The organism is Victivallis sp. Marseille-Q1083 (genome assembly GCF_903645315.1).
GTDB lineage: Bacteria > Verrucomicrobiota > Lentisphaeria > Victivallales > Victivallaceae > UMGS1518.
In genome coordinates this window covers 1379206-1402361 of record NZ_CAHJXL010000001.1, presented here as the reverse complement: position 1 = coordinate 1402361, position 23156 = coordinate 1379206, and the positions used below count along the sequence as shown (strand labels likewise).

The 23156-nt window shown below is 59.3% G+C and carries 23 protein-coding genes; 14 read left to right on the top strand and 9 right to left on the bottom strand.

From position 1 onward, the window contains the following. Nucleotides 1-94: 94 nt before the first annotated feature. Genes HWX74_RS05520 through HWX74_RS05505 form a run of 4 tightly spaced genes read left to right on the top strand, consistent with a single transcriptional unit; the run spans nucleotide 95 to nucleotide 3668 of the window. Nucleotides 95-1255, top strand: a complete 1161-nt coding sequence (locus HWX74_RS05520) for an LptF/LptG family permease (RefSeq protein ID WP_176012599.1) — start codon at nucleotides 95-97, stop codon at nucleotides 1253-1255. 1 nt (nucleotide 1256) lies between these two features. Further along, complete coding sequence (locus tag HWX74_RS05515; protein WP_176012598.1) at nucleotides 1257-1469, top strand: hypothetical protein; 213 nt, start codon at nucleotides 1257-1259, stop codon at nucleotides 1467-1469. A gap of 19 nt (nucleotides 1470-1488) precedes the next feature. Further along, a complete protein-coding gene (gene amrA / locus HWX74_RS05510; protein ID WP_176012597.1) occupies nucleotides 1489-2055 on the top strand; it encodes an AmmeMemoRadiSam system protein A in 567 nt (188 codons plus the stop codon). Next, complete coding sequence (locus HWX74_RS05505; protein WP_176012596.1) at nucleotides 2052-3668, top strand: NAD(P)/FAD-dependent oxidoreductase; 1617 nt, start codon at nucleotides 2052-2054, stop codon at nucleotides 3666-3668. The genes amrA and HWX74_RS05505 overlap by 4 nt, the downstream gene beginning before the upstream one ends. A 70-nt stretch (nucleotides 3669-3738) precedes the next feature. Here HWX74_RS05505 and HWX74_RS05500 read toward each other — a convergent pair whose 3' ends face one another. The 4 genes from HWX74_RS05500 to HWX74_RS05485 form a co-directional block, all read right to left on the bottom strand. Beyond that, the gene (locus HWX74_RS05500) at nucleotides 3739-4809 is read right to left on the bottom strand and encodes a polyprenyl synthetase family protein (protein WP_176012595.1); all 1071 of its coding nucleotides are present in this window, start codon (nucleotides 4807-4809) and stop codon (nucleotides 3739-3741) included. A 48-nt stretch (nucleotides 4810-4857) separates the two neighbouring features. Then, nucleotides 4858-5823 (bottom strand): alpha/beta fold hydrolase, encoded by a 966-nt coding sequence (locus HWX74_RS05495; protein WP_176012594.1) that lies wholly within the window; start codon nucleotides 5821-5823, stop codon nucleotides 4858-4860. Nucleotides 5824-5866: 43 nt separating this feature from the next. Continuing rightward, on the bottom strand, nucleotides 5867-6496 hold the full coding sequence (locus HWX74_RS05490; protein ID WP_176012593.1) for a lipopolysaccharide assembly protein LapB: 630 nt from the start codon (nucleotides 6494-6496) through the stop codon (nucleotides 5867-5869). A gap of 86 nt (nucleotides 6497-6582) precedes the next feature. Beyond that, nucleotides 6583-7173, bottom strand: coding sequence for a lipopolysaccharide assembly protein LapB (locus tag HWX74_RS05485; RefSeq protein WP_176012592.1), 591 nt, complete (start codon nucleotides 7171-7173; stop codon nucleotides 6583-6585). 121 nt (nucleotides 7174-7294) lie between these two features. Between HWX74_RS05485 and hisB the strand changes: the two genes are divergently transcribed. The 5 genes from hisB to HWX74_RS05460 are packed head-to-tail and all read left to right on the top strand — an operon-like array spanning nucleotide 7295 to nucleotide 11193. Beyond that, nucleotides 7295-7891: an imidazoleglycerol-phosphate dehydratase HisB gene (gene hisB / locus HWX74_RS05480; RefSeq protein ID WP_176012591.1), complete on the top strand. Its 597-nt coding sequence runs from the start codon at nucleotides 7295-7297 to the stop codon at nucleotides 7889-7891. Between the two features lie 28 nt (nucleotides 7892-7919). Then, entirely contained in the window at nucleotides 7920-8726 is an 807-nt protein-coding gene (locus HWX74_RS05475) for an ABC transporter permease (protein WP_176012590.1), read from the top strand. A 17-nt stretch (nucleotides 8727-8743) separates the two neighbouring features. Continuing rightward, nucleotides 8744-9517: an ATP-binding cassette domain-containing protein gene (locus tag HWX74_RS05470; RefSeq protein WP_176014539.1), complete on the top strand. Its 774-nt coding sequence runs from the start codon at nucleotides 8744-8746 to the stop codon at nucleotides 9515-9517. Between the two features lie 7 nt (nucleotides 9518-9524). Then, complete coding sequence (locus tag HWX74_RS05465) at nucleotides 9525-10565, top strand: MlaD family protein (protein WP_176012589.1); 1041 nt, start codon at nucleotides 9525-9527, stop codon at nucleotides 10563-10565. Between the two features lie 46 nt (nucleotides 10566-10611). Then, nucleotides 10612-11193 (top strand): hypothetical protein, encoded by a 582-nt coding sequence (locus tag HWX74_RS05460; RefSeq protein ID WP_176012588.1) that lies wholly within the window; start codon nucleotides 10612-10614, stop codon nucleotides 11191-11193. Nucleotides 11194-11206: 13 nt separating this feature from the next. Here the strand turns inward: HWX74_RS05460 and dinB are convergent, their stop codons facing one another. Next, complete coding sequence (gene dinB, locus HWX74_RS05455) at nucleotides 11207-12298, bottom strand: DNA polymerase IV (RefSeq protein WP_176012587.1); 1092 nt, start codon at nucleotides 12296-12298, stop codon at nucleotides 11207-11209. 123 nt (nucleotides 12299-12421) lie between these two features. On the opposite strand from dinB, the gene dut reads away from it, so the two are divergent. From dut to HWX74_RS05430, 5 genes are all read left to right on the top strand, one after another. Then, a complete protein-coding gene (gene dut, locus HWX74_RS05450; RefSeq protein ID WP_176014538.1) occupies nucleotides 12422-12838 on the top strand; it encodes a dUTP diphosphatase in 417 nt (138 codons plus the stop codon). 343 nt (nucleotides 12839-13181) lie between these two features. Then, nucleotides 13182-13838 (top strand): redox-sensing transcriptional repressor Rex, encoded by a 657-nt coding sequence (locus tag HWX74_RS05445; protein WP_176012586.1) that lies wholly within the window; start codon nucleotides 13182-13184, stop codon nucleotides 13836-13838. Between the two features lie 124 nt (nucleotides 13839-13962). Next, nucleotides 13963-14448: an NAD(P)H-dependent oxidoreductase subunit E gene (locus HWX74_RS05440; protein WP_368506816.1), complete on the top strand. Its 486-nt coding sequence runs from the start codon at nucleotides 13963-13965 to the stop codon at nucleotides 14446-14448. Nucleotides 14449-14483: 35 nt separating this feature from the next. Beyond that, nucleotides 14484-16373 (top strand): NADH-ubiquinone oxidoreductase-F iron-sulfur binding region domain-containing protein, encoded by a 1890-nt coding sequence (locus tag HWX74_RS05435; RefSeq protein WP_176011767.1) that lies wholly within the window; start codon nucleotides 14484-14486, stop codon nucleotides 16371-16373. A 63-nt stretch (nucleotides 16374-16436) separates the two neighbouring features. Continuing rightward, nucleotides 16437-18458, top strand: a complete 2022-nt coding sequence (locus HWX74_RS05430) for a 2Fe-2S iron-sulfur cluster binding domain-containing protein (RefSeq protein WP_176012584.1) — start codon at nucleotides 16437-16439, stop codon at nucleotides 18456-18458. Between the two features lie 124 nt (nucleotides 18459-18582). Here the strand turns inward: HWX74_RS05430 and gcvPB are convergent, their stop codons facing one another. From gcvPB to gcvT, 4 genes are all read right to left on the bottom strand, one after another. Continuing rightward, a complete protein-coding gene (gene gcvPB, locus HWX74_RS05425; protein WP_176012583.1) occupies nucleotides 18583-20028 on the bottom strand; it encodes an aminomethyl-transferring glycine dehydrogenase subunit GcvPB in 1446 nt (481 codons plus the stop codon). After that, complete coding sequence (gene gcvPA, locus HWX74_RS05420) at nucleotides 20019-21356, bottom strand: aminomethyl-transferring glycine dehydrogenase subunit GcvPA (protein WP_176012582.1); 1338 nt, start codon at nucleotides 21354-21356, stop codon at nucleotides 20019-20021. Before gcvPA ends, gcvPB begins: the two co-directional genes overlap by 10 nt. Nucleotides 21357-21525: 169 nt before the next feature. Further along, nucleotides 21526-21897 carry a glycine cleavage system protein GcvH gene (gene gcvH / locus HWX74_RS05415; protein ID WP_176012581.1) on the bottom strand — a complete coding sequence of 124 codons (372 nt, stop codon included), beginning with the start codon at nucleotides 21895-21897 and terminating at the stop codon, nucleotides 21526-21528. 111 nt (nucleotides 21898-22008) lie between these two features. Then, a complete protein-coding gene (gene gcvT / locus HWX74_RS05410) occupies nucleotides 22009-23118 on the bottom strand; it encodes a glycine cleavage system aminomethyltransferase GcvT (RefSeq protein ID WP_176012580.1) in 1110 nt (369 codons plus the stop codon). Nucleotides 23119-23156 lie beyond the last annotated feature (38 nt).

Genomic DNA, 23156 nt, shown 5'->3' with positions numbered 1-23156 from the left:
GGTTGCAGAACGCTTTCTTTTTATCCGGAAAGGCGCTATATTCTATTTGGAGATTTCCAGTATAATCAATAAGGGCTGTCATGGCAATTAAAATATGAATGAACGCAAACTGGTAAAACGTCTGAACAATGTGCCGCGCCGTTGGTTTTTCATGCCGACGCTGGATTGGTATATCTTTCGGGAATTCATGGTCTATTTCAGCATTCTGCTGCTGGTTTTCGGGATTCTGTTCTTTTTGAGCAATGTATTCAACGACCTTTCCGACTTTCTGGAGAAACGGACTCCGTGGAACCATATCGCCTACTTTTTTCTGCTGAAACTGCCCGGCAACATCCGTTTCGTGCTGCCGATTTCGGTGCTGCTCGGCTGCATGTGGACGATGGCGATGTTCGGCAAGCATATGGAAGTGACGGCGATGCGGGCTTCCGGCGTTTCGCTTTTCCGCTGCGGCGGACCGATTTTCGCGGTCGGGCTGGTGGTGACGGCGGTCAATATTTATTTCAACGAACAACTGGTTCCTTATACCGAACGCGAGGCGGAAGTTCTCAAAGAGGTGTGGACCAAGACCGGCGGCGAAGCGCCGGCTTTCCAGACGATGCTCACCTACCGCAGTCCGAATCCGGACGATCCGCGTACTTGGTTTTTCCGGACATTCGAGCTGGCCGGTTCGCACCATATGGTGATGGTCAAGGACTTCCGGCCGGACGGTACGCTGGATTGGGACTTGGTTGCAAAGTCTGCCGATTATGAGCCGGGCGTCGGCTGGAAGTTCCACGATGTGACGCTGACGCCGTATACGCTGGACGGCCTGATGGCGAAAGTCGCCGAACGCTACGAGGAATACACCCTGCCGCCGTCGGAGGCGCCGGAGACGCCGGACGATATCTTGAATTCGATCAAGGATGAAGATGAATTGCCGACCTGGGTGATCTATAACATGCTGCGGAAAACGCCGAACATGCCGGAACAGCGCCGGGTGATGTACGAAACGGTGTTCTATTACCGGCTCGCTTTTCCGTGGGCCTGTTTTCTGGCGGTTTTTCTGGGAATACCGCTGGCGACGAAAAACGAACGTTCCGGCATCATGTTGTCGATCGTGACCGCGGTGGCGATCATCGTCGTCTATATTGCGACCAGCCAGGCTTTTCTGGTGCTCGGTAAAGGCGGCGCGATGAATCCGGTGGTGGCCGGTTTGCTGCCGACTTTGGTGTTTATCGCCTACGGCTGGTTCCGGGTGTTGCGCGACCGGGCTTGATATGGCGAAGAAAAAGAATGCGCCGAAACGGCCCGGATTGTGGTGGCTGGTGCCGCTGGCCGGATTGAATGTCTATGCGGCCTACCGGGTGGCGGTGCTGGCGCGATCGCTGGAGTTGCCGTTGATCGGGCCGCTGTATAGCGGCCCGCAACTGGTGATGGGAATTTTGCTGATCAATGCGGCAGTGTTGTTGCTGCTGGCAATAAGCCGTTAACGAGAAAGGGAGGTGCGACGTGGATGAGAGTCAGAAATTCAATGCGGACGAACGTCGAACCATTTTGCAGTTTGTCCGGAATGTGATAAAATCGCAGTTGACGCATATGGCGCCGCCGGAGACGCCGGTGTTGCCGGACGGCAAACTGGAAGAGTCCGGCGCCTGCTTTGTGACGCTGCTGGATGCGGAGGGGGAATTGCGCGGCTGCATCGGCAACTTGAGCAGCATGGAACCGCTGGGAGACAACCTGCGCCGCAACGCGTTGAATGCGGCTTTTGAAGATCCGCGTTTTTCGCCGCTGGATATCGATGAGTTTATCGAATGTACGATGGAGGTTTCGGTATTGTCGCCGCCGCGGCCGATCGCTTCGGTGCAGGAGTTCTGCGTCGGCGAACACGGCATTATTCTGTCGCTGCGCAACCACCGGGCGGTATTTCTGCCGCAGGTGGCGCTGGAGCAGGGCTGGAACCGGGAAACCACGTTGAAATATTTGAGTTTGAAAGCCGGTCTGGCGGCGGATGCCTGGAAACAGCCGGAAGCGAAATTCAGCGTGTTCACCGCCGAGGTGTTTGGAGAGACGGATTGACGCGTTACTTTAAAGTCGACGATTTCCGGTTGAATGCCCTGAAATTGACCTGCGCCGCGGGTGATCTGGACGAGTCGCTGGCGCCGCTGCTGGTTGAAATGCTGCGATTGCCGCCGGGAGCGGTGGAAGAGTACCGGATTCTCAACAAAAGCGTCGACGCCAGGCGCGGGCGGCCGGAAATCGTTTATTCCTTGCTTGTCGGCGTCAGCCGCGGCCAAAACAGCCTGACGAAATTTCAGGAAGTCGGTCCGGAAGAACTGGCGGCGTTTGCCGCTCCTGGATTGCCGGAATTTTTCCGGCCGGATCTGCGCCATGTGGTGGTGGTCGGAACCGGTCCGGCCGGGTTGTTCGCCGCTTACCGGCTGGCGTTGGCCGGCTGCGAACCGATCGTGCTGGACCGTGGTTTCGAGGTCGAACGGCGGCGCCGGGATATCGAGGCGTTCGAACGAAGCCGGAACCTGAACTGTGACAGCAATTATCTGATCGGCGAAGGCGGCGCCGGCACATTTTCCGACGGCAAACTTTATACCAGAATTCGCGATCCCCGGGCGGCGTTCGTGCTGCAGGAGATGATAAATGCCGGTGCGCCGGCTGAAATCGCTTACCTGAAACGGCCGCATATCGGTTCCGACCGGCTGCCGCTGGTGGTGGCCGGTTTACGGCGGGCGATCATCGCCGGCGGCGGAAGTTTCCGGTTCGGGTGCGGGGTGGAGGAGGTGGTCATCCGGTCCGGCCGTTGCCTCGGCGTGAAGGTTGCCGGCGGCGAGACCATCACCGCGCCGGCGGTGCTGATTGCGCCGGGTTTGGGGGGACGGCCGTTGATCCAGCGGCTGGTCGATTGCGGCGTTGAGCACCAGCTCAAGCCGTTTCAGATCGGTTGCCGGATCGAACACGAACAGTCCTTCATCGATCATCGGCAATATCACGTGACGCCGCGGCCTGCCGTGCTCGGTGCGGCGGAATACAATATGGTTTGCCGGCCGGGCGGCGGCGGCAGAACCGGCGGCGTCAGCACGTTTTGTATGTGTCCCGGCGGTGAAATCGTTTTTGCCTCGGCGACTTGCGGCCGGCTTTCGACCAACGGCATGAGCAATTACCGCCGCGACGGCCGTTATGCCAACAGTTGTCTGATCGTCACTTCCGAAGCGGACCGGTTTGCTTCGGCGGCCGATGCTTTCGCCTATCTGGCCGATCTGGAAGGACGGGCGTTCGAGGCCGGCGGCGGGGACTGCACGTTTCCGGCGCAGGATGCGGCGGCGTTTTTGCAGGGGACGGTCCGTTTGAAAAGCCCGGACAGCAGTACGGCGTTCGGGCTGCGTCCGGCGGCGGTGGACCGGCTGCTGCCGGACTGGGTGACCCGGCCATTGCGGGGCGGTTTGCGGCATTTCGACCGACTGATGCCGGGATTTGTCGACGGCGGCAAGCTGATCGGCATTGAAAGTTTTGTTTCCAGCCCGGTGCGTTTCCGGCGCGATCCGGAGACGCTGGCCAGTTCGGTGTCCGGCCTTTATATCGCCGGGGAAGGGGCCGGCATGGCCGGCGGCATTATTTCAGCGGCCGTCGACGGGTTGAAATGCGCCGAAGCGTTGCTGCGTCATTATGCCATCTCATAAATCGCCGCGGTGCATGCTTCCGATGCGTTCCGGCCGGGGGGGGCGAGCTGGGGTTGAAATCCAAATAGGCTTAGAGTTCCCGGGTCAATAAGTAATCGACCAGATCCTGCAGCAATCCCCGGTAACGGTTGGCCGGCAGCGTCTTCAGAATGTCATGTGCCTCGGCGGCCAATTGTTCCGCCCGGGCGGCGGCAAACGCCGCCGCCCCGCAGTCGCCGACCAACGTCCTGGCCTGCTGCAGCGCCGCCTCGCTGTACCGTTCCAGTTTCAACAGCGCCTGCAATTGCCGGCGGCCGTCCTCCGGCAGAAGTTCGAACGCTTTCAGCAGCAGCAATGTCGGTTTGGCTTCGCGCAGATCGGCGCCGATCGTCTTGCCGAATTTCCGGAAGTCGCCGTAAAGGCCGAGGTAATCATCCCGGAGCTGGAATGCCACGCCCGCCGCCAACGCGAATCTGCCGAGATTGCGAATCTCCGGAATTTGAAAATCGGTGGTTTCCAGTGCCAGTGCCGCGCCGCATTCGACGCTGAACTGCAGCAGGATGCCGGTTTTCAGGTACAGCATCGTTTCCACTTCCGCCACCGCGATGCCGGACAATTCGCGCATCGGAAATTCGACATCGAGCGCTTCGCCGCTGATCAGTTCCCGGCTGGTCAGTTCCTGCAATCGCCGGGCCAACGCCACCGCTATCGCCGGCGGTACGCCGTGTTCGACGCTTTTCAACAGCAGGCTGTTCGCCCAGGCCTGCTGCAGATCGCCGCAGAGAATCGCCATGTCCCGGCCGAATTTATCGACAGTACCTGCCGACCGGTTCGGAAAACGTTTCGCCGCCCGAGCCGCCAGACGGCGGTGGCAGCTGGGCGCGCCGCGCCGGACTTCGTCGTCGTCGATGATGTCATCGTGCACCAGCGTCCAGTTGTGAAACACTTCGACTGCCGCCGCCGGCAGCATTGCCTGCGATTCCGATCCGCCGTAAATGCCGCAAGACCACATCAGCAATGCCGGCCGCAGCCGTTTGCCGCCGCGCACCGGATAATCGAGCACCGCCTCACGCAAATAATCCGGTTGAATCCGATCCGGAAAATCATCTTCGCGAAGAATCCGGTCGATGATGTCGCCAACTTTTTTCAATTCCAGAAGCATTGCTGAAAAACCTTATTCCTTTCGTTGCTTTCGTCACCGGCCGGCCGTTCAGGCCAGCTCTTTCAACATCCATTGCAATTTGATATCGTCCCAGTCCGGCAATCCTTCATGGCCGAAATCGGGATAGAGGATCAGCTCCTTCTCGCTGCGAATCTTATTGAACATCGCAAATTGGGTGGACGGCGGGCAGATGGTATCCATCAAGCCGGTCAGCATCAATGCCTTGCCCCGGATGCGCGGCGCCAGGAACTGAACGTCGACATAGCCGAGCTTGGTGAAAAATTCCTTTTCGCGGGCATGGGTGCGGTCGAAGTGGCGGAAATATTCGGTGATGTCGCGATAGGCGTTATTGGCCAGGTCCATTTCCCAGACCCGCTGATAGTCGCAGAGAAACGGGAAGGCGCCGGCTACGCACTTCACTTCCGGCACCAGTCCGGCGCAGGCGAACGACAAACCGCCGCCCTGCGAACCGCCGGTCGCCCCGATCCGGGTGGGATCGACGTCCGGCTGACTCATCAGAATTTTGGTCAGGCGCACGGTATCGAGAAAAACATTGCGAAAATAGAGCTTCCTGGGATCGGCGTCGGCGGCGCCGCGGATGATATGGCCGTTGAGCGTATTGCCCTTGACCGGGATGCAGTCTTCCGAGCGTCCTCCCTGGCCGCGGCAGTCCAGCGCGGCGACGACGAAATTGGCGGCCACAAACGGCAGGAGCCCGCACCAGTCATAGGAATCGCCGCCGTAACCGTGAAAAACGACGACTCCCGGCTTCGACAACGAATCGTTGCGCGGCCGGGAAAATTTGGCGTAAATTCTGGCGCCGCCGGTGCCGGTGAAATAGAGGTCGAAACATTCGGCGTAGGGCGTCTGGAACGCCGACGGGGTCATTTCGATATCCGGCGGAATCGCTTCCAGTTCGGCGAGCGACCGGGCCCAGAATTCATCGTAGTCCGCCGGTTTGGGATTGCGTCCCTGATAACGTTTCAGCTCCTCAAGCGGCATATCGATCAGCATGGCAAAACATCCTTTCCTATCATTTGTAAATCCCCGCTCATTGTCAGGAAGTCAAACGGTCTGACAAATTCGCATCGTTGTGAAGTGCCGCCAGCCGGGCGGACAGGAACTGCCGCTCCGGTTCGGAATAACCTTTGCGCGCCAACTCCCGTTCCAGGTAGGTGATGGCATTTTGTTTCCGCCCGAATTGCGGCGCATGATCGCTGTAGAGCAGCAGCATCTGGGTATTTTCCTCAGTAATCCGGGTTTTCGGGTTGTTGAAATAATTTTCCAGCCGGTCCAGTGCGTCCGGAATGCGCTGCCGTTCGATGGCAATCTCGGCCGCCAGCAGATTGGCGATCGGCGAATACGGCCGCTTTGCCAGGAGCTGCCGCAGCTCTTCTTCGGCTTTTTCATACTCCTGATTGGCCATCAGTCCTCGAATCGGCGAAATCATATCCGGCGGTTCCTTCAGGTAATCGGCCGCGTAGAAGATCCGGCTGAACAAACCGCCGAATTTATCGGACAATTGCACCGCCAGCACCACGGCGCAAACCGCGGCCCACAGCAGCCCGCCCAGGAAGATTCCCACCGCCGCCAGCGGCTCTTCTTCAAGTTCTCCAATCGACCAGAACGCCGTCAAGGCCTTGTAGCCGCAGAAAAGAATGACGAGCCAGGCCAAAATACGCTTCATTGTCCGCCTCCTGCTGTTGATAACCGATAATTTATCATCCCGAATCGCCAAATGAAAACCATAAATGAAAAGCCGCCGGATTTTTTTTACTTTTGCCGGGCGATTGCCTGCAGGCGGTCGGTCAGCAACTGCCGTTCGGCCGACGGCCAATTCACCCGTTTCAACTCTTCGGACAGGCGGGAAACCGCCGCGGCGCGCCGGCCGGCCGGTATTGCGTAATCGCAGTAATGCAGCAGCAACTGCATTCGTTCCTCGGAGGGCAGCGGTTCGGCGGCATGGAAATAGGACTCAAGCCGGTCGAGCAATTCATCGTGGCGGTCCTGCGCGATGGCGATTTCCGCCCACAATAAATTGGCCGGCGGCGAAACGGGGTCCCGCTCGAATATATTCTGCAGTGCTTCTTCGGCCTCCCGCCAGTGTCCGGCCGCCATCAGACCCTGAATCGGCGAAAAAATATCCGGCCGCTTTTTCAAATAGCGGGTCGGATGAAAAATGGCGCCGCCGAATATGGAACCCATTCTGCCGGAAAATAATATCGCAAAAATCACACCGCAAATCCCGGCCCAGAACAAGCCGATGAAAATTGCAAAAATTCCATATTTGTCGATGGAACTGACGGCATCGACCGCCAGATAGGCGGTGACGATCACCACGATCCAGGCAAAAAAATATCCCATTGCACCCACTCTCCGATGATTCCCGGCTGGTAATTTACCGTAACAAGTTATAAATTAAAACCGTGAAGCGGACGATCCGAAGTTTTTTTCGGAAAAATTTTTCATTTTCAAGGAGGTTGTCATGAATGCCGTGCGCTGCGCCGAATGGAAACGCACCACGCTGGAAACCGATATTTTTGCCGAAATCAATTTGGACGGCAGCGGTCAAAGCGATGTGCACACCGGCATCGGTTTTCTCGATCACATGTTGACATTGTTCGCCAAACATGGCTTTTTCGATTTGAAGGTCAGCGTCAAAGGCGACCTGGAGGTCGATTATCATCACACGATGGAGGATCTGGGCCTGGTCCTGGGCAACCTCATCCGCCAGGCGGCCGGCGATAAGGCCGGAATCCGCCGCTACGGCAGTTTCCTGCTGCCGATGGACGAGACCCTGGTGCAGATCGCGCTGGATTTGTCCGGGCGGCCCTGCCTGGTTTACGACGTGCCGTCCCCGGCGCCGCGGCTGAAGGATATCGATGTCCGGCTGTTCCGGGAATTTTTTCAGGCCCTGGTCAACCAGTGCGGCTTGAATCTTCACATCCATCTGGTTTGCGGCGATGAAGTCCACCACGTCTTCGAGGCGATTTTCAAAGGATTCGCCAAAGCGCTGGACCAGGCGACCGGATACGATCCGCGCATTCAGGGCGTGTTGTCGACCAAGGGAGTGCTCGATTGAAGTTTGAACCGGCCAGGTTGTCAGCGTCATGAAGAAACTGAAGCGAATCGTCGATTATACCGGTGAAAATGTTTACGACCGGGTTGCCAGCGGCCGCGATATGATTGCCTTTCTGGGCGAGTTGGCCGCGGTTTTCGCGCTGACGCTCCGGCATCCGCGGAAAATGCGGTGGCGGGAAGTCTGGTACTACATGAGTTTGTGCGGCAGCCAGTCGCTGCCGATCGTTTTGCTGATCTGTTATCTGATGGGGTTGGTGCTGGGATTTCAGGCCGCCGTCCAGATGCGGCAGTTCGGCACCGAAATTTACGTCGCCGACCTGGTCGGTTTTTCCATCCTGAAGGAATTGGGGCCGTTGATGGTGGCGATGATTGCCACCGGCCGGGCCGGCAGCGCTTTTGCCGCTGAAATCGGCACGATGAAGGTCAATGAAGAGGTCAGCGCCATGCAGACGATGGGCATCGCGCCAGCCCGCTTTCTGGTGGTGCCCAAATTGCTCGCCATGCTGCTGGTATTGCCGATTTTGACGGTATTCGGCGACATTGCCGGTCTGCTCGGCGGTTTGACCGTCGGCGCGACGATGCTGAAGCTGCCGCTGGTCACCTATCTGGACCGGACCCAGGAGGTGCTGACCATTCCGGTGCTGCTGCTGGGGGTGATGAAGAGTTTTTTCTTTGCCGCTTTGATTGCGCTGGTCGGCTGTTGGCACGGTTTTCAGGCGGAAAACGATGCGCAGGGCGTCGGCCGGGCGGCGACCGAAGCGGTGGTGAGTTCAATTTTCATGGTGGTGATCGCCGATGCGGTGCTGACGATCATCTATTCGTTCTGGGGGTATTGACCGTGAGTGATCGAGCGTTGAAGAAAGCGGAAAATCCGGTGGTGGAAGTCAAAAACCTGACGGTCGGCTACAACAACCGCCCGGTGTTGGAAAATTTAAATTTTTCGGTCAACCGGGGGGAAATTTTCGCCATCATGGGCGGTTCCGGCTGCGGTAAAAGCACATTGCTGAAGCATATGATCGGTTTGTATACGCCGATCAAAGGCGATATCAAGATTTTCGGCGAAAGCATCGTCAAAGCCGGTGAGCAGCGTAAGCGGCAGTTGATGCGGCGGTTCGGCGTGACTTACCAGGGCGGCGCGCTGTTCGGGTCGATGACGGTGGCGGAAAACATTGCGCTGCCGCTGGAGGAGTTCACCGACTTGAGCCGGAAGGAGATTCACGAGGTGGTGCAGGAAAAATTGCGCTGGGTTGACCTCGCGCAGTTCGGCAATTACCAGCCGGCGGAGCTGTCCGGCGGCATGTGCAAGCGCGCCGGTCTGGCGCGGGCGCTGGCGCTGGACCCGCAACTGTTGTTTTTCGATGAACCGTCGGCCGGACTCGATCCGATCACGTCGGCGGAGCTGGACCGCTTGATTTTGCGTCTCCGGCGTGATCTGGGCAGCACGATGGTCATCGTCACCCATGAATTGGACAGTGTGTTTGCGATTGCCGACCGGATTATCATGCTGGACAAGAAAACCCGCTCGATCGTCGACAGCGGGGCGCCCCGGGAGCTGGAACGGCATTCGTCCAATCCGTGGGTACGGCAATTCCTGAGCCGGGACGGTTTGAAACGGGATTTAAATTGAGGGAAATATGGCGCAGATAAGCAGATTCAAACTCGGGTTGTTCGTCCTCGGCGGGCTGGCGGTGCTGCTGGCGACGATGTTCTTTTTGGGCTTGTCCGATCTCTTTAAGACGCGGGCCCGCATCACCACGCTGTTCAGCGAGTCGGTGCAGGGCCTGGCGGTGGGGTCGCCGGTCAAATACAAAGGCGTGCCGATCGGCAACGTTTCGACCATCGCCATCCAGGTCAACGACAAATTGATCCGGGTGGACATGGAAATCGAGCTGTCGGCATTCATCGACTCGAAACCGCTGCAGCGGCGTTCGACCGAGAGCCTCAAAAGTTTCTATGAATTTTTCGACCGCGAACGCAGCTCCGGGCTGCGCGCCCGGCTGGAATACGCCGGCATCACCGGCCTGAAATACATCGAATTCGATTATTTCGATCCGAGCAATACTCAGGACATCATCAAACAGCCGCCGGATCTCGCCGCCGGCCAGTTTTATCTGCCGTCGACGCCGTCGACCTTCACCGATCTGCTGGGCATGTTCAGCACCTCGTTGAACCGGATTTCCCAGGTCGATTTCGTCGGCATTTCCAATGAATTGAAACGCGGGCTCGGCGAAGCGACGGCGCTGCTGTCCGATCCGGATTTGAAAGTGATCGTCCAGCGCATCGAGAGCATCAGCAACAACCTGGAACGGAGCTCCGGCGCGTTGGCCCGGACGCTGACCGAAGAGCGCCTGCGGACTTTCAGCGAACAACTGGAGACCGCAGTGAACAACATCAATACGCTGATCAACGATGTCAACGAACAACTTGCCCAGGCCAATGTGGCCGGGACCGCATCGGCGTTCCGCGAGGCCGCCGGCAGCGTCACCCAGGCCGGCAACGATATCCGCGGCGTGGTCGGCAGCGCCGATGAGACGATGTCGACGCTGGAGGTGTCGCTGCAGAAATTGAACCGGGCGTTGGATGCGGTTACCGAGTTGATGTCCTACCTCAACGACGACCCGAGTGCCATGCTGCGGGGCAAGCGCCAGCCGCCGATGGAATTCAAGCGGCAATAGAGTGGCCGGGTGCCAGGTTAATTTGACGATTTTGAAGGAAACAAGGATGAAAAAAACAGGAAAATTATTGTTGGCCGGCTGGCTGGCCGGTCTATTGAGCGGCTGTCTCAGCGTTGATTACGTCGGCCAGAAGCTGCCGGCGCTGCCGGAAAATGAGAGTGTGGCATTCTACGACGAAGCGACGCCGGTGCCGCCGGATACCTATCATTCCATCGGCCGCGGTCTGCTCGAATGCAACGGCTCCACCCCGAGCGGCGAAATCAAGACGGCATTGATCGACAAGGCCAGGGCCGTCGGCGCCAATGCCGTCCAGGTCGTCGAATTCAAGCGGACCAAAGTGGGAGCCATGGCGGTGCCGCAGGACAATACCGCCGGCGGCCCGGTGTCGATGATCGACGCGGTCAGCGACCAGCGGGTTGGCGGCGGCGGCGTATATATCGACACCTTCGGCAATCCGGTGGCCTACGATACCCAGATGGAAGATATTTACGAAATTACCGTCAAGGCGTTGTTCCTGGCCAAACTCGACCGGTACGACGAGGTGATGGCCGAATGGAAGGAGGCGCAGGCCAAGTTCCTTGAAATGCAGTCCCAGGCACTGGAGGAAGCCCGGCAAAAACAGCAGTGAGGTCGGCAGGCGCTCAGCTGCCGGCGGCGTCGAAATCGAACTCCAGTTGAATCGGCGCATTCTGTTCCGCTCCGGTCGGGAAATTCGACATGGTGACTCCGAGCAGCCGCACCTGCCGGGCGCCGGCCTCGGTTCGTTTCAGCAGCGCTTCGGCGATCGCGGCGATGACTCGGCCTTCGCCGACCGGCACGGTTACCGACATGCTGCGGGTCACCGTCTGAAAATTTTCATACCGCACTTTCAAGGTCACGGTCCGGCCGGCCAATCCCTCCCGCGCCAGCAGTTGGGCCACCCGGCCGGACAGCCGCCGGACATGTTCGACGATCTCATCCAGATTGTCCAGATCGTGCGGGAAAGTGATTTCCCGGCCGTAGGATTTGCGTTCGTATTCCGTTTCCACCGGCCGCAGGTCGATGCCGCGGACGATATCGTAATAGTAGGAGCCGTTTTTGCCGAACAGTCCGATCAGCGCTTCCCGTTCGAACTTTTTCAGATCGCCGCCGCATTTGACCCCCATGCCCTTCAACCGGCCGGCGGTGGCCCGGCCGATGCCGTGAAATTTCTCGATCGGCAACTGTTCGAGAAAGCGTGTCGCGTTCTTCGGCGTGATTACGGTCAGACCGCAGGGTTTGTGCAGGTCGGAAGCGATTTTGGCCAGGAATTTATTGTACGATACGCCGGCCGAAGCGGTCAGCATGGTCTCCTCATAGATGGCGCGCTGGATGGCCCGGGCGACCAGCGTGGCCGACGGCTGTTTCTGGGCGTTTTCGGTGACATCCAGGTAGGCTTCGTCGATCGATACCGGTTCGACCCGGTCGGAAAAGCGGTGCAGAATGTCCTGGATGCGGCCGGAAACTCGTTTGTATTTGGGCATGTCGACCGGCTGAAAGATGCCGTCAGGGCAGAGCCGCACCGCCGTTTTGGTCGGCATCGCCGAATGAATGCCGAACACCCGCGCTTCGTACGAACAGGTGCTGACCACGCCGCGCTCCTCCGGGGAGCCGCCGATGATCAGCGGTTTGCCGCGCCACTCTGGATGATCGCGCTGTTCGATGGAGGCGTAGAAGGCGTCCATGTCGATATGAATGATTTTTCGATTTTCCAAGGTTGATCCGTTTTCAAATTTTCACTTCGGCATTACAGTAATCACCAAACCGATCAAAAGCAAAAAAGTATGCATGCTCAGGAGGTCCTGCCGATGACGGAATCGACAATTATCAAAATCGCAATGTTCGACGGCTGCGACGATTTGCTGCCGGCCAAAGCCCACCACGACGATGCCGCCTACGATTTACGTTCCCGGGTGGATATGGTTCTGCCGGTGGGAAACAGCACCTTGGTGCCGACCGGAATTTTTCTGGAGTTGCCGTACGGCTTCGAAGCGCAGATCCGGCCGCGCAGCGGTTTGGCTTTGAAGCACAATCTGATGCTGACCAATTCTCCGGGCACCATTGATGCCGGCTATCGCGGCGAAATCGGCATCATCATGTTCAATCCCGGCCCGGAAGCGTTTCCGATCAAACGCGGCGACCGGATTGCGCAGATGGTGATCAGCCGTCTGCCGGAAGTGACGCTGCAGCCGGTTGCGGCACTGTCGGCAACCGAACGCGGCGCCGGCGGATTCGGCAGCACCGGGAAAAAATAACTGCTTATCATTCAAAATCATTCCGACTTTTCTTCGCCGTCAAGGCAACAAAATGTCCGGAGAACCGGTCCTATCCGGAAGGAAAGGACCGGTTTTTTTATGATTTGACTGCTCTTGCCGGTCGCACCCGGCCGGTCAGCGGCGGAAGGTTTACGAAGCCCGCAATACCGTCACGGCAGTTGATTTCCGAATCATTTCAAAGGGAGCCAAAATAACCGGAGAGTTTTAGAAAATAATATCGATAAAAAAATATCTAAATAGCGTTGAAAATTTTTGCTCGGGTGTTATATTAGCGTTTTAAATTTGATAAAAAAATATCTAAATACGGACAGTTGCAACGCTCATGGGTAATATCAAAGTGCAGAAAATGCCGTCGATTCGGCGGATGCCGACTTATTTGCATAAGTTATCCGAAATGCGCAAAGCCGGCATCGATATCGTCGCGACTCCGCAACTGGCCAAATATATGAATCTGGAGGCGATTGTCGTCCGCAAGGATCTGGCATTGACCGGTGTCACCGGCCAGCCCGGTGTCGGTTATAAGGTCAAGGAGTTGATCGATGCGATCAAGACTTTCCTGCGTTGGGACAACACCTCCGAAGCGGTGTTGATCGGTGTCGGGTCGCTGGGCAGCGCGCTGCTGGGATACGATGGTTTTGAAGAATATGGCCTGCGGATTATCGCGGCGTTCGATGCCGATCCGGCCAAGGTCGGTACCGAAATCCATGGACGGGAAATTTTTGCCGCCGACCGGATCGAAGAACTGGTCAGGCGGCTGCAGGTCTCGATGGGCATCATCTGCGTTCCGGCCCCCTGCGCGCAGAAGGTGGCCGACCAATTGGTGGCCGGCGGCGTCAAAGGCATCTGGAATTTCGCCAACGTCAGTTTGAAAGTGCCGGATGAGGTGGTCGTACAGCGCGAAGTCATCGCCGGCGGGCTGGCGGTGCTGTCGGTCAAACTGGCCCGCCGCGGCGAGCCGGGCGGACCGGTGCGGGGCTGATGGAAGTTGAATCGCATTTTAGATAGAATTTTTTCACCAAACAGAACAATTTCGGCGCCGTGACATGGAGACGCCGGACAGGAGAACAAACAACATGCAAGAGACGTTGGAAAAGACGCAGGCGATGGCGTCGCATTTGTCAGCGGTGGACCGTATCCTGGAAGAACACGGTTACGACGCGAGCAAATTGATCCCGATCCTGCAGGCGGTGCAGGAAGAGTACAAATTTCTGTCGAAAGACATGATCAGTTACGTGGCGACGAGCCTGGGCGTCCCGCCGTCGCGCGTGTATGGAGTTGCGACGTTTTACGCGCACTTTTCGATGAAGCCGAAGGGGAAATATCTGATCAAGCTGTGCGACGGGACGGCGTGTCACGTGAAGAAATCGCACAGTGTGCTGAACGCGCTGCTGGAGAAGCTGCATCTGAGCGACGAAAAGCGGACGACCGACGACATGCTGTTCACGGTGGAGACGGTGAGCTGTCTGGGAGCGTGCGGCCTGGCGCCGGTGATGCTGGTGAACGATGAAGTGCACGGGCAGATCACGCCGGAGCAGGCGGTCGAGCTGGTCGACGGGATACTGACCGTCGAAAAAGACGCCGCCCATTAATCGAACCCCAACATTCTCAGGAGTCAAAAGAGAAGATGAGCAAGATCAATCTGGAACAGATCGCGTTGGACTACCAGGCAGCGGCCGGCAAGTTGAAACAGCGGTTGATATTGTGTGCGGGCACCGGTTGCGTGGCGAACGGTTCGCTGGAAGTGCGCGACGAATTGGTGCGGCAACTGTCCGGGCGCGGTTTGCCCGTGGTGGTGGAATTGAAGGAGGAAACGGCAGCGGCCGGAGCGAGTTATGTGTCGAAGAGCGGCTGCCAGGGCTTCTGCCAGCAGGGCCCGCTGCTGCACATCGAGCCGCAGCACATTCTCTATACGAAAGTGAAGCCGTCGGACGTCACCGAGATCGTCGAACGGACGCTGCTGGGCGGCGAAATCATCGACCGGCTGCTGTACCACGACCGGGACGGGCGCGGCTGCAAGGGCAACGCCGACATTCCGTTCTACAGCCGCCAGAAGCGGGTGGTGCTGGCGAACTGCATGATCGAGCCGGACAACGTCAACGAATACATCGCGCGGGGCGGCTATTTCGGGGCCCGCAAGGCGGTCTGCGAAATGACGCCGGCGGAGGTCTGCCAGACAGCGATCGAATCCGGTTTGCGCGGCCGCGGCGGCGGCGGCTTTCCGACCGGTTTGAAATGGAAATTCACGCTGGCGAGCCGGAATGACAAGAAATACGTCATCTGCAACGGTGACGAAGGCGACCCGGGCGCCTTCATGGACCGTTCGGTGATGGAAGGCAACCCGCACAGCGTCATCGAGGGAATGATGATCGCGGCGAAGGCGATCGGCGCCGATGAAGGTTACGTCTACGTGCGGGCGGAATATCCGCTGGCGGTGGCCCGGATGCGCAACGCGGTGGCGGCGGCGCTGGCGGCGGGGCTGCTGGGCGACGGCCTGTTCGGCACCGATTTCAGTTTCCGGGTGACGGTGATGGAAGGAGCCGGCGCTTTCGTCTGCGGCGAGGAAACCGCGTTGATCGCCTCGATCGAAGGCAAGCGCGGCATGCCGATGCCGAAGCCGCCGTTTCCGGCGCAGAGCGGGTTGTACGGCAAGCCGACGGTGATCAACAACGTCGAAACGCTGGCGTCGGTGCCGGGCATCTTCCGGAACGGCGCGGCGCAGTACAAGGCGGTCGGGACCGAGAAGTCGCCGGGTACGAAAACCTTCGCCCTGACCGGGCACGTGGCGAACACCGGTCTGATCGAAGTGCCGTTCGGCACGACGCTGCGGGAGATCATTTACAACATCGGCGGCGGAGTCACCGACAACAACGGCAAACTGACCGGGGAGGATTTCAAGGCGGTGCAGATCGGCGGTCCGTCCGGCGGCTGCCTGACCAAAGAGATGCTGGATCTGCCGATGGACTTCGACACGCTCAAATCGGTCGGCGCGATGGTCGGTTCCGGCGGCCTGGTGGTGATGAACAACCAGACCTGCATGGTCAAGATCGCCCGTTTCTTCATGCAGTTCACCCAGAACGAATCCTGCGGCAAATGCGTGCCGTGCCGGGAAGGCACCCGGCAGATGCTGGCTCTGCTCGACGACATCATCGCCGGCAAAGCCGACGAGACGACGCTGGAACTGCTGGAGGAGACGGCGAAAGCGGTGCAGCTCGGTTCGCTGTGCGGGCTGGGCAAGACGGCGCCGAACCCGGTGCTGTCGACGCTGCGCTATTTCCGCGACGAGTACGAGTCGCACGTCTTCAAGAAGATCTGCCCGACCGGCGAATGCCGGGCGCTGGCCCGTCCGGAAATCATCGCCGAGAAGTGCAAAGGCTGCACGGCCTGCGCGCGGAAATGCCCGGTCAACGCGATCAGCGGAGCGGTGAAACAGCCGCACAGGATCGATGCCGACAAATGCATCAAATGCGGCGCCTGCAAGACGGCGTGCAAATTCGGCGCGGTGGTCGGACTGTAAGGCGGCGGTTTTCCACCGCGTTCGGAAGCAAAACGGCAACAACATTCAGGAGAAAACTGCCAAATGACAACGGCTGAAAATATTGTAAAAGTCAACGGCTGCGGCATCGCCATCGAAGGCGAACGCAATTTGCTGGAACTCATCCGGAAAGCCGGGATCGACATCCCGACCTTCTGCTACCATTCGGAACTGTCGATTTACGGCGCCTGCCGGTTGTGCCTGGTGGAAGTCGACGGCAAGGGCATCATGGCGGCGTGTTCGACGAAGCCGGAACCCGGCATGGAGATCAGGACCGACACCAAGGCGATCCGGCAGATGCGCAAGATCAACATCGAACTGCTGCTGGCCAGCCACAACCGGGAATGTCCGACCTGTTCGCGCAGTTCGAGCTGCACGCTGCAGAACGTCGCCCGCCGGCTCGGCGTCGACACGGTCCGTTACCGGTCGGCGACCAAACAGCTGCCGCTGGACACCAGTTCGCCGTCGCTGCAGCGCGACCCGAACAAATGCGTGCTGTGCGGCGACTGCGTGCGGGTCTGCGCGGAGGTGCAGGGCATCGGCGCCATCGATTTCGCGTTCCGCGGTTCGAACGCCCGGGTGTCGCCGGCCTTCGACCAGGACCTGAGCCAGGTCGAATGCGTCAACTGCGGCCAGTGCGCGGCGGTCTGCCCGACCGGGGCGATCGTGCCGAAACAGGACCGCCACCGGGTCTGGGAGGAAATCTACAATCCGCAGAAGAAGGTGGTTGTTCAGATCGCGCCGGCGGTGCGGGTGGCGCTGGGGGAAATGTTCCAGTTGGCGCCGGGCACCAATGTCGCCGGCAAACTGGTTTCGGCGCTGCGGCTGATGGGATTCGACGAGGTGTACGACACCTGTTTCGCGGCGGATATGACCATTTTCGAAGAGGCGACCGAGCTGCTGGACCGGGTCGGCTCCGGCGGCGTGATGCCGATGTTCACCAGCTGCTGCCCGGGCTGGGTGAAATACTGTGAAATTTATTACCCGGAACTGCTGCCGAATCTGTCGAGCACCCGTTCGCCGCAGCAGATTTTCGGCTCGGTAGCGCGCAAGACGCTGCCGGCCCGGCTCGGCATCGAACCGGCCGACCTGGTGGTGGTGTCGATCATGCCGTGCACGGCGAAGAAATTCGAGGCGCAACTGCCGAAGTTTTCCAACCACGGCAAGCCGGACGTCGATTACGTGCTGACCACCACCGAGGTGGCGCAGATGATCGCTTCGATGGGAATCCAGTTCGACGAACTGGAGCCGTCGGCTTTCGACATGCCGTACGGATTTTCGACCGGCGGCGGCGTCATTTTCGGGACGACCGGCGGGGTCATGGAAGCGGCGCTGCGGTTCGCGGTGGAGAAGCTGGAAAACAAACCGCTGAACCAGGTGGAATTCAAGGCGGTGCGCGGACTGGACAAACGCAAGGAAGCGGCGGTCCGGGTCGGCGACGGCGAAGTGAAGGTGGCGGTGGGGCACGGCCTGGGCAATGCGAAGGCGTTGATCGAGGACCTCAAGGCCGGCAAGGTGCATTACGATTTCATCGAGGTGATGGCCTGTCCGGGCGGCTGCGTCTGCGGCGGCGGCCAGCCGGTGGCGCCGAACGACAACGTGCGCCGACAGCGGGCGGCGGGGCTGTACAATTCCGACAAGACCAATCAGTTGCAGAAATCGCAGGACAACTATCTGGTGGACCGCTGCTACGAGGAGGTGTTCGGCGGCCGGCCGGGTTCGCACGACGCGCATGAGAACCTGCATACGCATTACCAGAACCGCAGTCAGTTGTTCGATGCCAAGCTCACCGTCCTCAAGGGGTCCGAACCCAGGCTGCTGCCGATCACCGTCACCATCTGCACCAGGCTGCAGGACTGTCCGGGACAGGCGCTGCTGGGCGAACTGGCCGGATTCGTCAAAGCGAGCGGTCTGGCCGAGCGCGTGGAGCTGATTGCCGCGTTTACTTCTCGTCCGGTGGATAACGGCGAACTCTGTGTGACCGTCGGCGACGAGCCGGTGGAATGCACTGCCGCCAGTGATTTGGCGGATGCCGCCAAGCAGGCGATCCGGCGCGCATTGGTTTAAAGCGCGGACAACTGAAAACACCTGGAATTTTTTCGGGTGTTTTTTTCGATTTCTTCTGTGAAAAAACAGCAACCGTTCCGGGATGATTCCGGAACGGTTGCTGTTTTCAACACCGTTCTTTTCGTTATTCGGCTACCTGAGGATGGCGGGCCGCCGTTGTCTCATCCAACCGGCCTACCGGCGTCGTCGTCGGACAGGCCGTTACGGCGGCCGGATCGGCGGCGGCCTGTTCGGCCACAGCGATCAGCGCCGCGGCGAAGGCGTCCAGCATTTCCTTGCTTTCCGTCTCGGTCGGTTCGATCATCAACGCTTCCGGCACGATCAGCGGGAAATACATCGTCGGCGGATGGAAGCCGCGGTCGATCAGAGCTTTGGCGACATCCAGGGCATGGACGCCGTACTGGTTTAAGTTCCGGGCCGACAGCACGCATTCGTGCATGCACGGCCGGTCGTATTTCTGATCGAAATGGGAGGCCAGTCGTTTGCGCAGATAATTGGCATTCAGCACGGCATTTTCGCTGACCCGCCGGAAGCCGGTCTTGCCGAGCGTCAGCAGGTAGGCATAGGTTTTGACGATGACGCCGAAATTTCCGTAAAACGGTGCGATATAGCCGATGCTGTCCGGAAAATCATAGATCAACGCATAGGTGCCGTCGCTGCGCTTGCCGACCCGCGAAACCGGCAGAAACGGCCGCAATAATTCTTTGACCCCGACCGGTCCGGCGCCCGGTCCGCCGCCGCCGTGCGGGGTGGCAAAGGTTTTATGCACGTTGACGTGCATGACGTCGAAGCCGAGATCGCCCGGCCGCACCCGGCCGACAATCGCATTGAAATTGGCGCCATCGCAATAGCACAGTCCGCCGCAGGCATGCACCAGCTCGCAAATGGTTTTGACATTGCGGTCGAAGAGGCCCAGCGTATTCGGGCAGGTCAGCATCAGACCGGCGACATCCGGCGTCAGTTTCTTTTTCAGATCCTCCAGGTCGACATTGCCCTCCGCATCGGTCGCCACTTCCCGGCAACTGAATCCGGCGACCGCCGCGCTGGCCGGGTTGGTGCCGTGGGCGGCGTCCGGAATCAGCATCACTTTGCGCGCCTGGTCGCCGCGCGACCGGTGATAGGCGGCGATCATCATCACGCCGGTCAATTCGCCGTGCGCTCCGGCCATCGGCTGCATCGTGCATTCGGCCATGCCCATCAATTCGGCCAGAATGCTCTGAGTTTCGAAGAGCACCGCCAACGCCCCCTGCGTCAAAGTGCCGCCATGCCGCAGTTGCGGCAGCAGCGGATGCAATTCGGCAAAGCCCGGCAGCGCCGCCAGATGCTCATGAAATTTCGGGTTGTACTTCATCGTGCAGGAGCCCAGCGGATAGAAATTGGTGTCCACGCTCATATTCCGGCGGCTGAGATTGACGAAATGCCGCACCGCTTCCAGCTCCGACACTTCCGGCAGCGCCGCCGGTGTCGTCCGCCGCAGTTCCGCCGGAATCGCCGAGCGGCATTCGACGTCGCACTCCGGCAGCGACGATCCCCGGCGTCCCGGCCGGCCCTGTTGAAAAATCAGCTCCATAATACCGCCTCCAGCGCGTTGGCAAAATTCTTGATCTCTTCCCGGGTGCGTTTTTCGGTTACCGCCACCAGCAGTTGCCGGCGCCGGTCCTCATAGTAGCGTCCCAGCGGGAAGCCGGCGGCAAATCCCTTGTCGATCAGCGAACCGACCACCTCGGCGGCATCCACCGGCAATTCGAGGACGAATTCATTGAAAAATGCGCCGCGGCCAACCAGCCCGACACCGCGGATCGCCGTCAACGTTTCGCAGGCAAACACCGCTTTCGCCGCACACAACTCCGCCGCGTGGATCAATCCCTCTTTGCCCAGACAACTCAGATAGATCAACGCACGCAGCGCGCACAAATTTTCATTGGAACAGATGTTGCTCGTCGCCTGGTCGCGGCGAATGTGCTGTTCCCGGGTCTGCAGAGTCAGCACGAAGCCGTCCCGTCCCTGCGCGTCCGTCGTCCGTCCGACGATGCGGCCCGGCATTTTCCGCAGATAATTGGCCGTCACCGCCATAAAACCGAGGTACGGCCCGCCGAAGCTCAGCGGTATGCCCAGGCTCTGGCCTTCGCCGGTCACCACATCGAATCCCATCTCGCCGGGCGTCCGCAGCAGGGCCAGCGCCATCGGATAACACGAACAGATCGCCAGGGCTTTGCGTTCATGGACGATGCGGACAAAATCATCCCATTTTTCCACCGTGCCGAAAAAGTTCGGATACTGCACGATCACGCAGGCGGTCCGCTCGGTTACCGCCGCCAGCAAAGCTTCCGGCGCCGAATCGTCGAGCCCGCAGTCGACTTCGATCAGTTCGACATCCAGATTGCTGCTGTAGCATTGGATCATCCGCCGGAAAATCGGCGAAACCGCTTTGGAGATAACCGCCTGCCGCCGGCGCGTCGAGCGCACCGCCAGCATCATCGCCTCGAAGAGCGCCGTGCCGCCGTCGTACAGCGACGCGTTGGCCGCCGCCATGCCGGTCAGCCGGGCGATCAGCGACTGGTATTCGTAAATCGCCTGCAGCGTTCCCTGCGAGGCCTCCGGCTGATAGGGCGTGTAGGCGGTCAGGAATTCGCTGCGGCCGGACAAGTCGTCGACGGCGGCCGGAATCAGATGGTCATAATAGCCGCCGCCGAGAAAATTGATCAAACCGACGGCGTTTTTGCCGGCCAGCCGCCGCAATTTTCCGATCACCTCGGATTCGGATAGACCGTCGGCCAGATTCAAATCCGGCGCCGGACTGTCCACCAGACACTGCGACCACATCTCATCGAGATCGGCGCAGCCGATCGCCGCCAGCATTTCCCGGCGGTCTTCCGCAGTATTGGCAATGTAAGGCACTGTATCACTCCTTGACAGCCGGCTGTAAACCGGCGTCTCTGTTGGTTGGCGAAAATTTCCGCTTGAAAAATCCTTCCGGAACAACAAAAATTCCGGCCATGACGCCATCGACAGGCATTTTGGCCGGAATTCGGAAGGTCAGCGCTGCTCTGTCGCGCTGGCCGGAATGTTATTTCAGATCCCGCAGGAATTTGGCATAAGCAGCGGCATTCATCATATCATCCAATTCGCTGCTGTCGATGTTGGTCAGCTTGCAGATCCACCCCTTGTCCTCCGGCGAAGAGTTGATCAGTCCGGGATCGTCCTCCAGCGCATCGTTGACCGCGGTAACCGTGCCGGAAATCGGCGAGTAGATATCCGACGCCGCCTTGACCGACTCCACCACGCCGAGAATATCACCGACAATGAAATCGTCGTCCTCATGCGGCAGTTCCACATAGGTGATGTCGCCAAGCTCGTTGGCCGCATACTCAGAGATCCCGATCGTTGCATCCTCGCCGCTGACCTCTACCCATTCATGATCTTCAGAATAATATCTCATAACCTTCCTGTTTTTTTTGCTGGTTAAAAAATCCTGATTTTCTTTTCAACAAAGCTTTCTGTGACTTAATACCCTTAAACCGGTTAAAAATCAAGTCCTAATTCCATTTTTTCATAGTTTTTTTCGAACGCTTCCTGCCGGATAAAACGGCAATGCCCGCACCTTGCCGCCGATCGCCGCCCGTTCCGTTTCGATGCTGACCGGATCGCCGATTTCCAGTCCGCAATCCGCCGTCACCGACGCCAGCGCCACCGCAACGCCGAGTGACGGGGCGAAGGCGCCGCTGGTCACCGTTCCGATAGTCCGGCCTCCGGCCCGGACGGCATATCCGCCGCGGGCCGCCCGGCGGCCTTCGCAGCCGATGCCGATCAGCCGCCGCCGCACGCCGGCCTTTTCCAATGCCGCCCGTCCGACAAAATCCCGGCCGGGCTGTTCCGCCAGCTTCAGCAGCGGCGCGGCGCCGACATCCAGCGGCGTCACTTCCGGCGTCAGTTCATGGCCATAGAGCGAATAACCCATCTCCAGCCGCAACGTGTCGCGGGCGCCCAGTCCGGCCGGCTTGACCGGTTCCACCTCCAACAGCCGATCCCACATCGCTCCGGCTTTTTCGACATCGAAGTACAATTCGAATCCCAGTTCGCCGGTATAGCCGGTGCGGCTTAAAATACAGCGAACTTGCGCAATTTCCAGTAGCGTCCAGTGAAAATATTTCGGAAGTGATGCGGCGGGGACGCCGAGCTGCGCCAATACCTCGGCGCTTCGCGGGCCCTGCAGATCCAGTTTGGCCAGGCCGTCCGACAAATCCACCAGCGTCACCCCCGCCGGCAGCAGGGCGCGCAAATGGGCCGCATCGGCGGCCCGGGTTCCGGCGTTGACCACCAGAAAACAATCGTCCGCCGCCATCCGGTAAACCACCAGGTCGTCCAGCACGCCGCCGGCGTCGTTCAGCAGAAAATTATAGCGGCAACTGCCGATCGGCTGATCCAGCACCGGCCGGGCCAGCAACCGGTCCAGCGCCGCCACGGCTCCGGTTCCCCTGATTTGAAATTCCCCCATGTGGCAGATGTCGAACAGCGACACCGCATTCCGGGTATGTTGATGTTCGGCGATGATGCCGTCCGAATATTGCACCGGCATTTCCCATCCGGCAAACGGCACCATCCTGGCGCCCAGCGCCACCTGGCGGCCGGCCAGCACCGTCCGCTGTAATTGCTCACTCATAAGCCATCAATCCTGTTATTCTGCTCGAAACAGCGAAC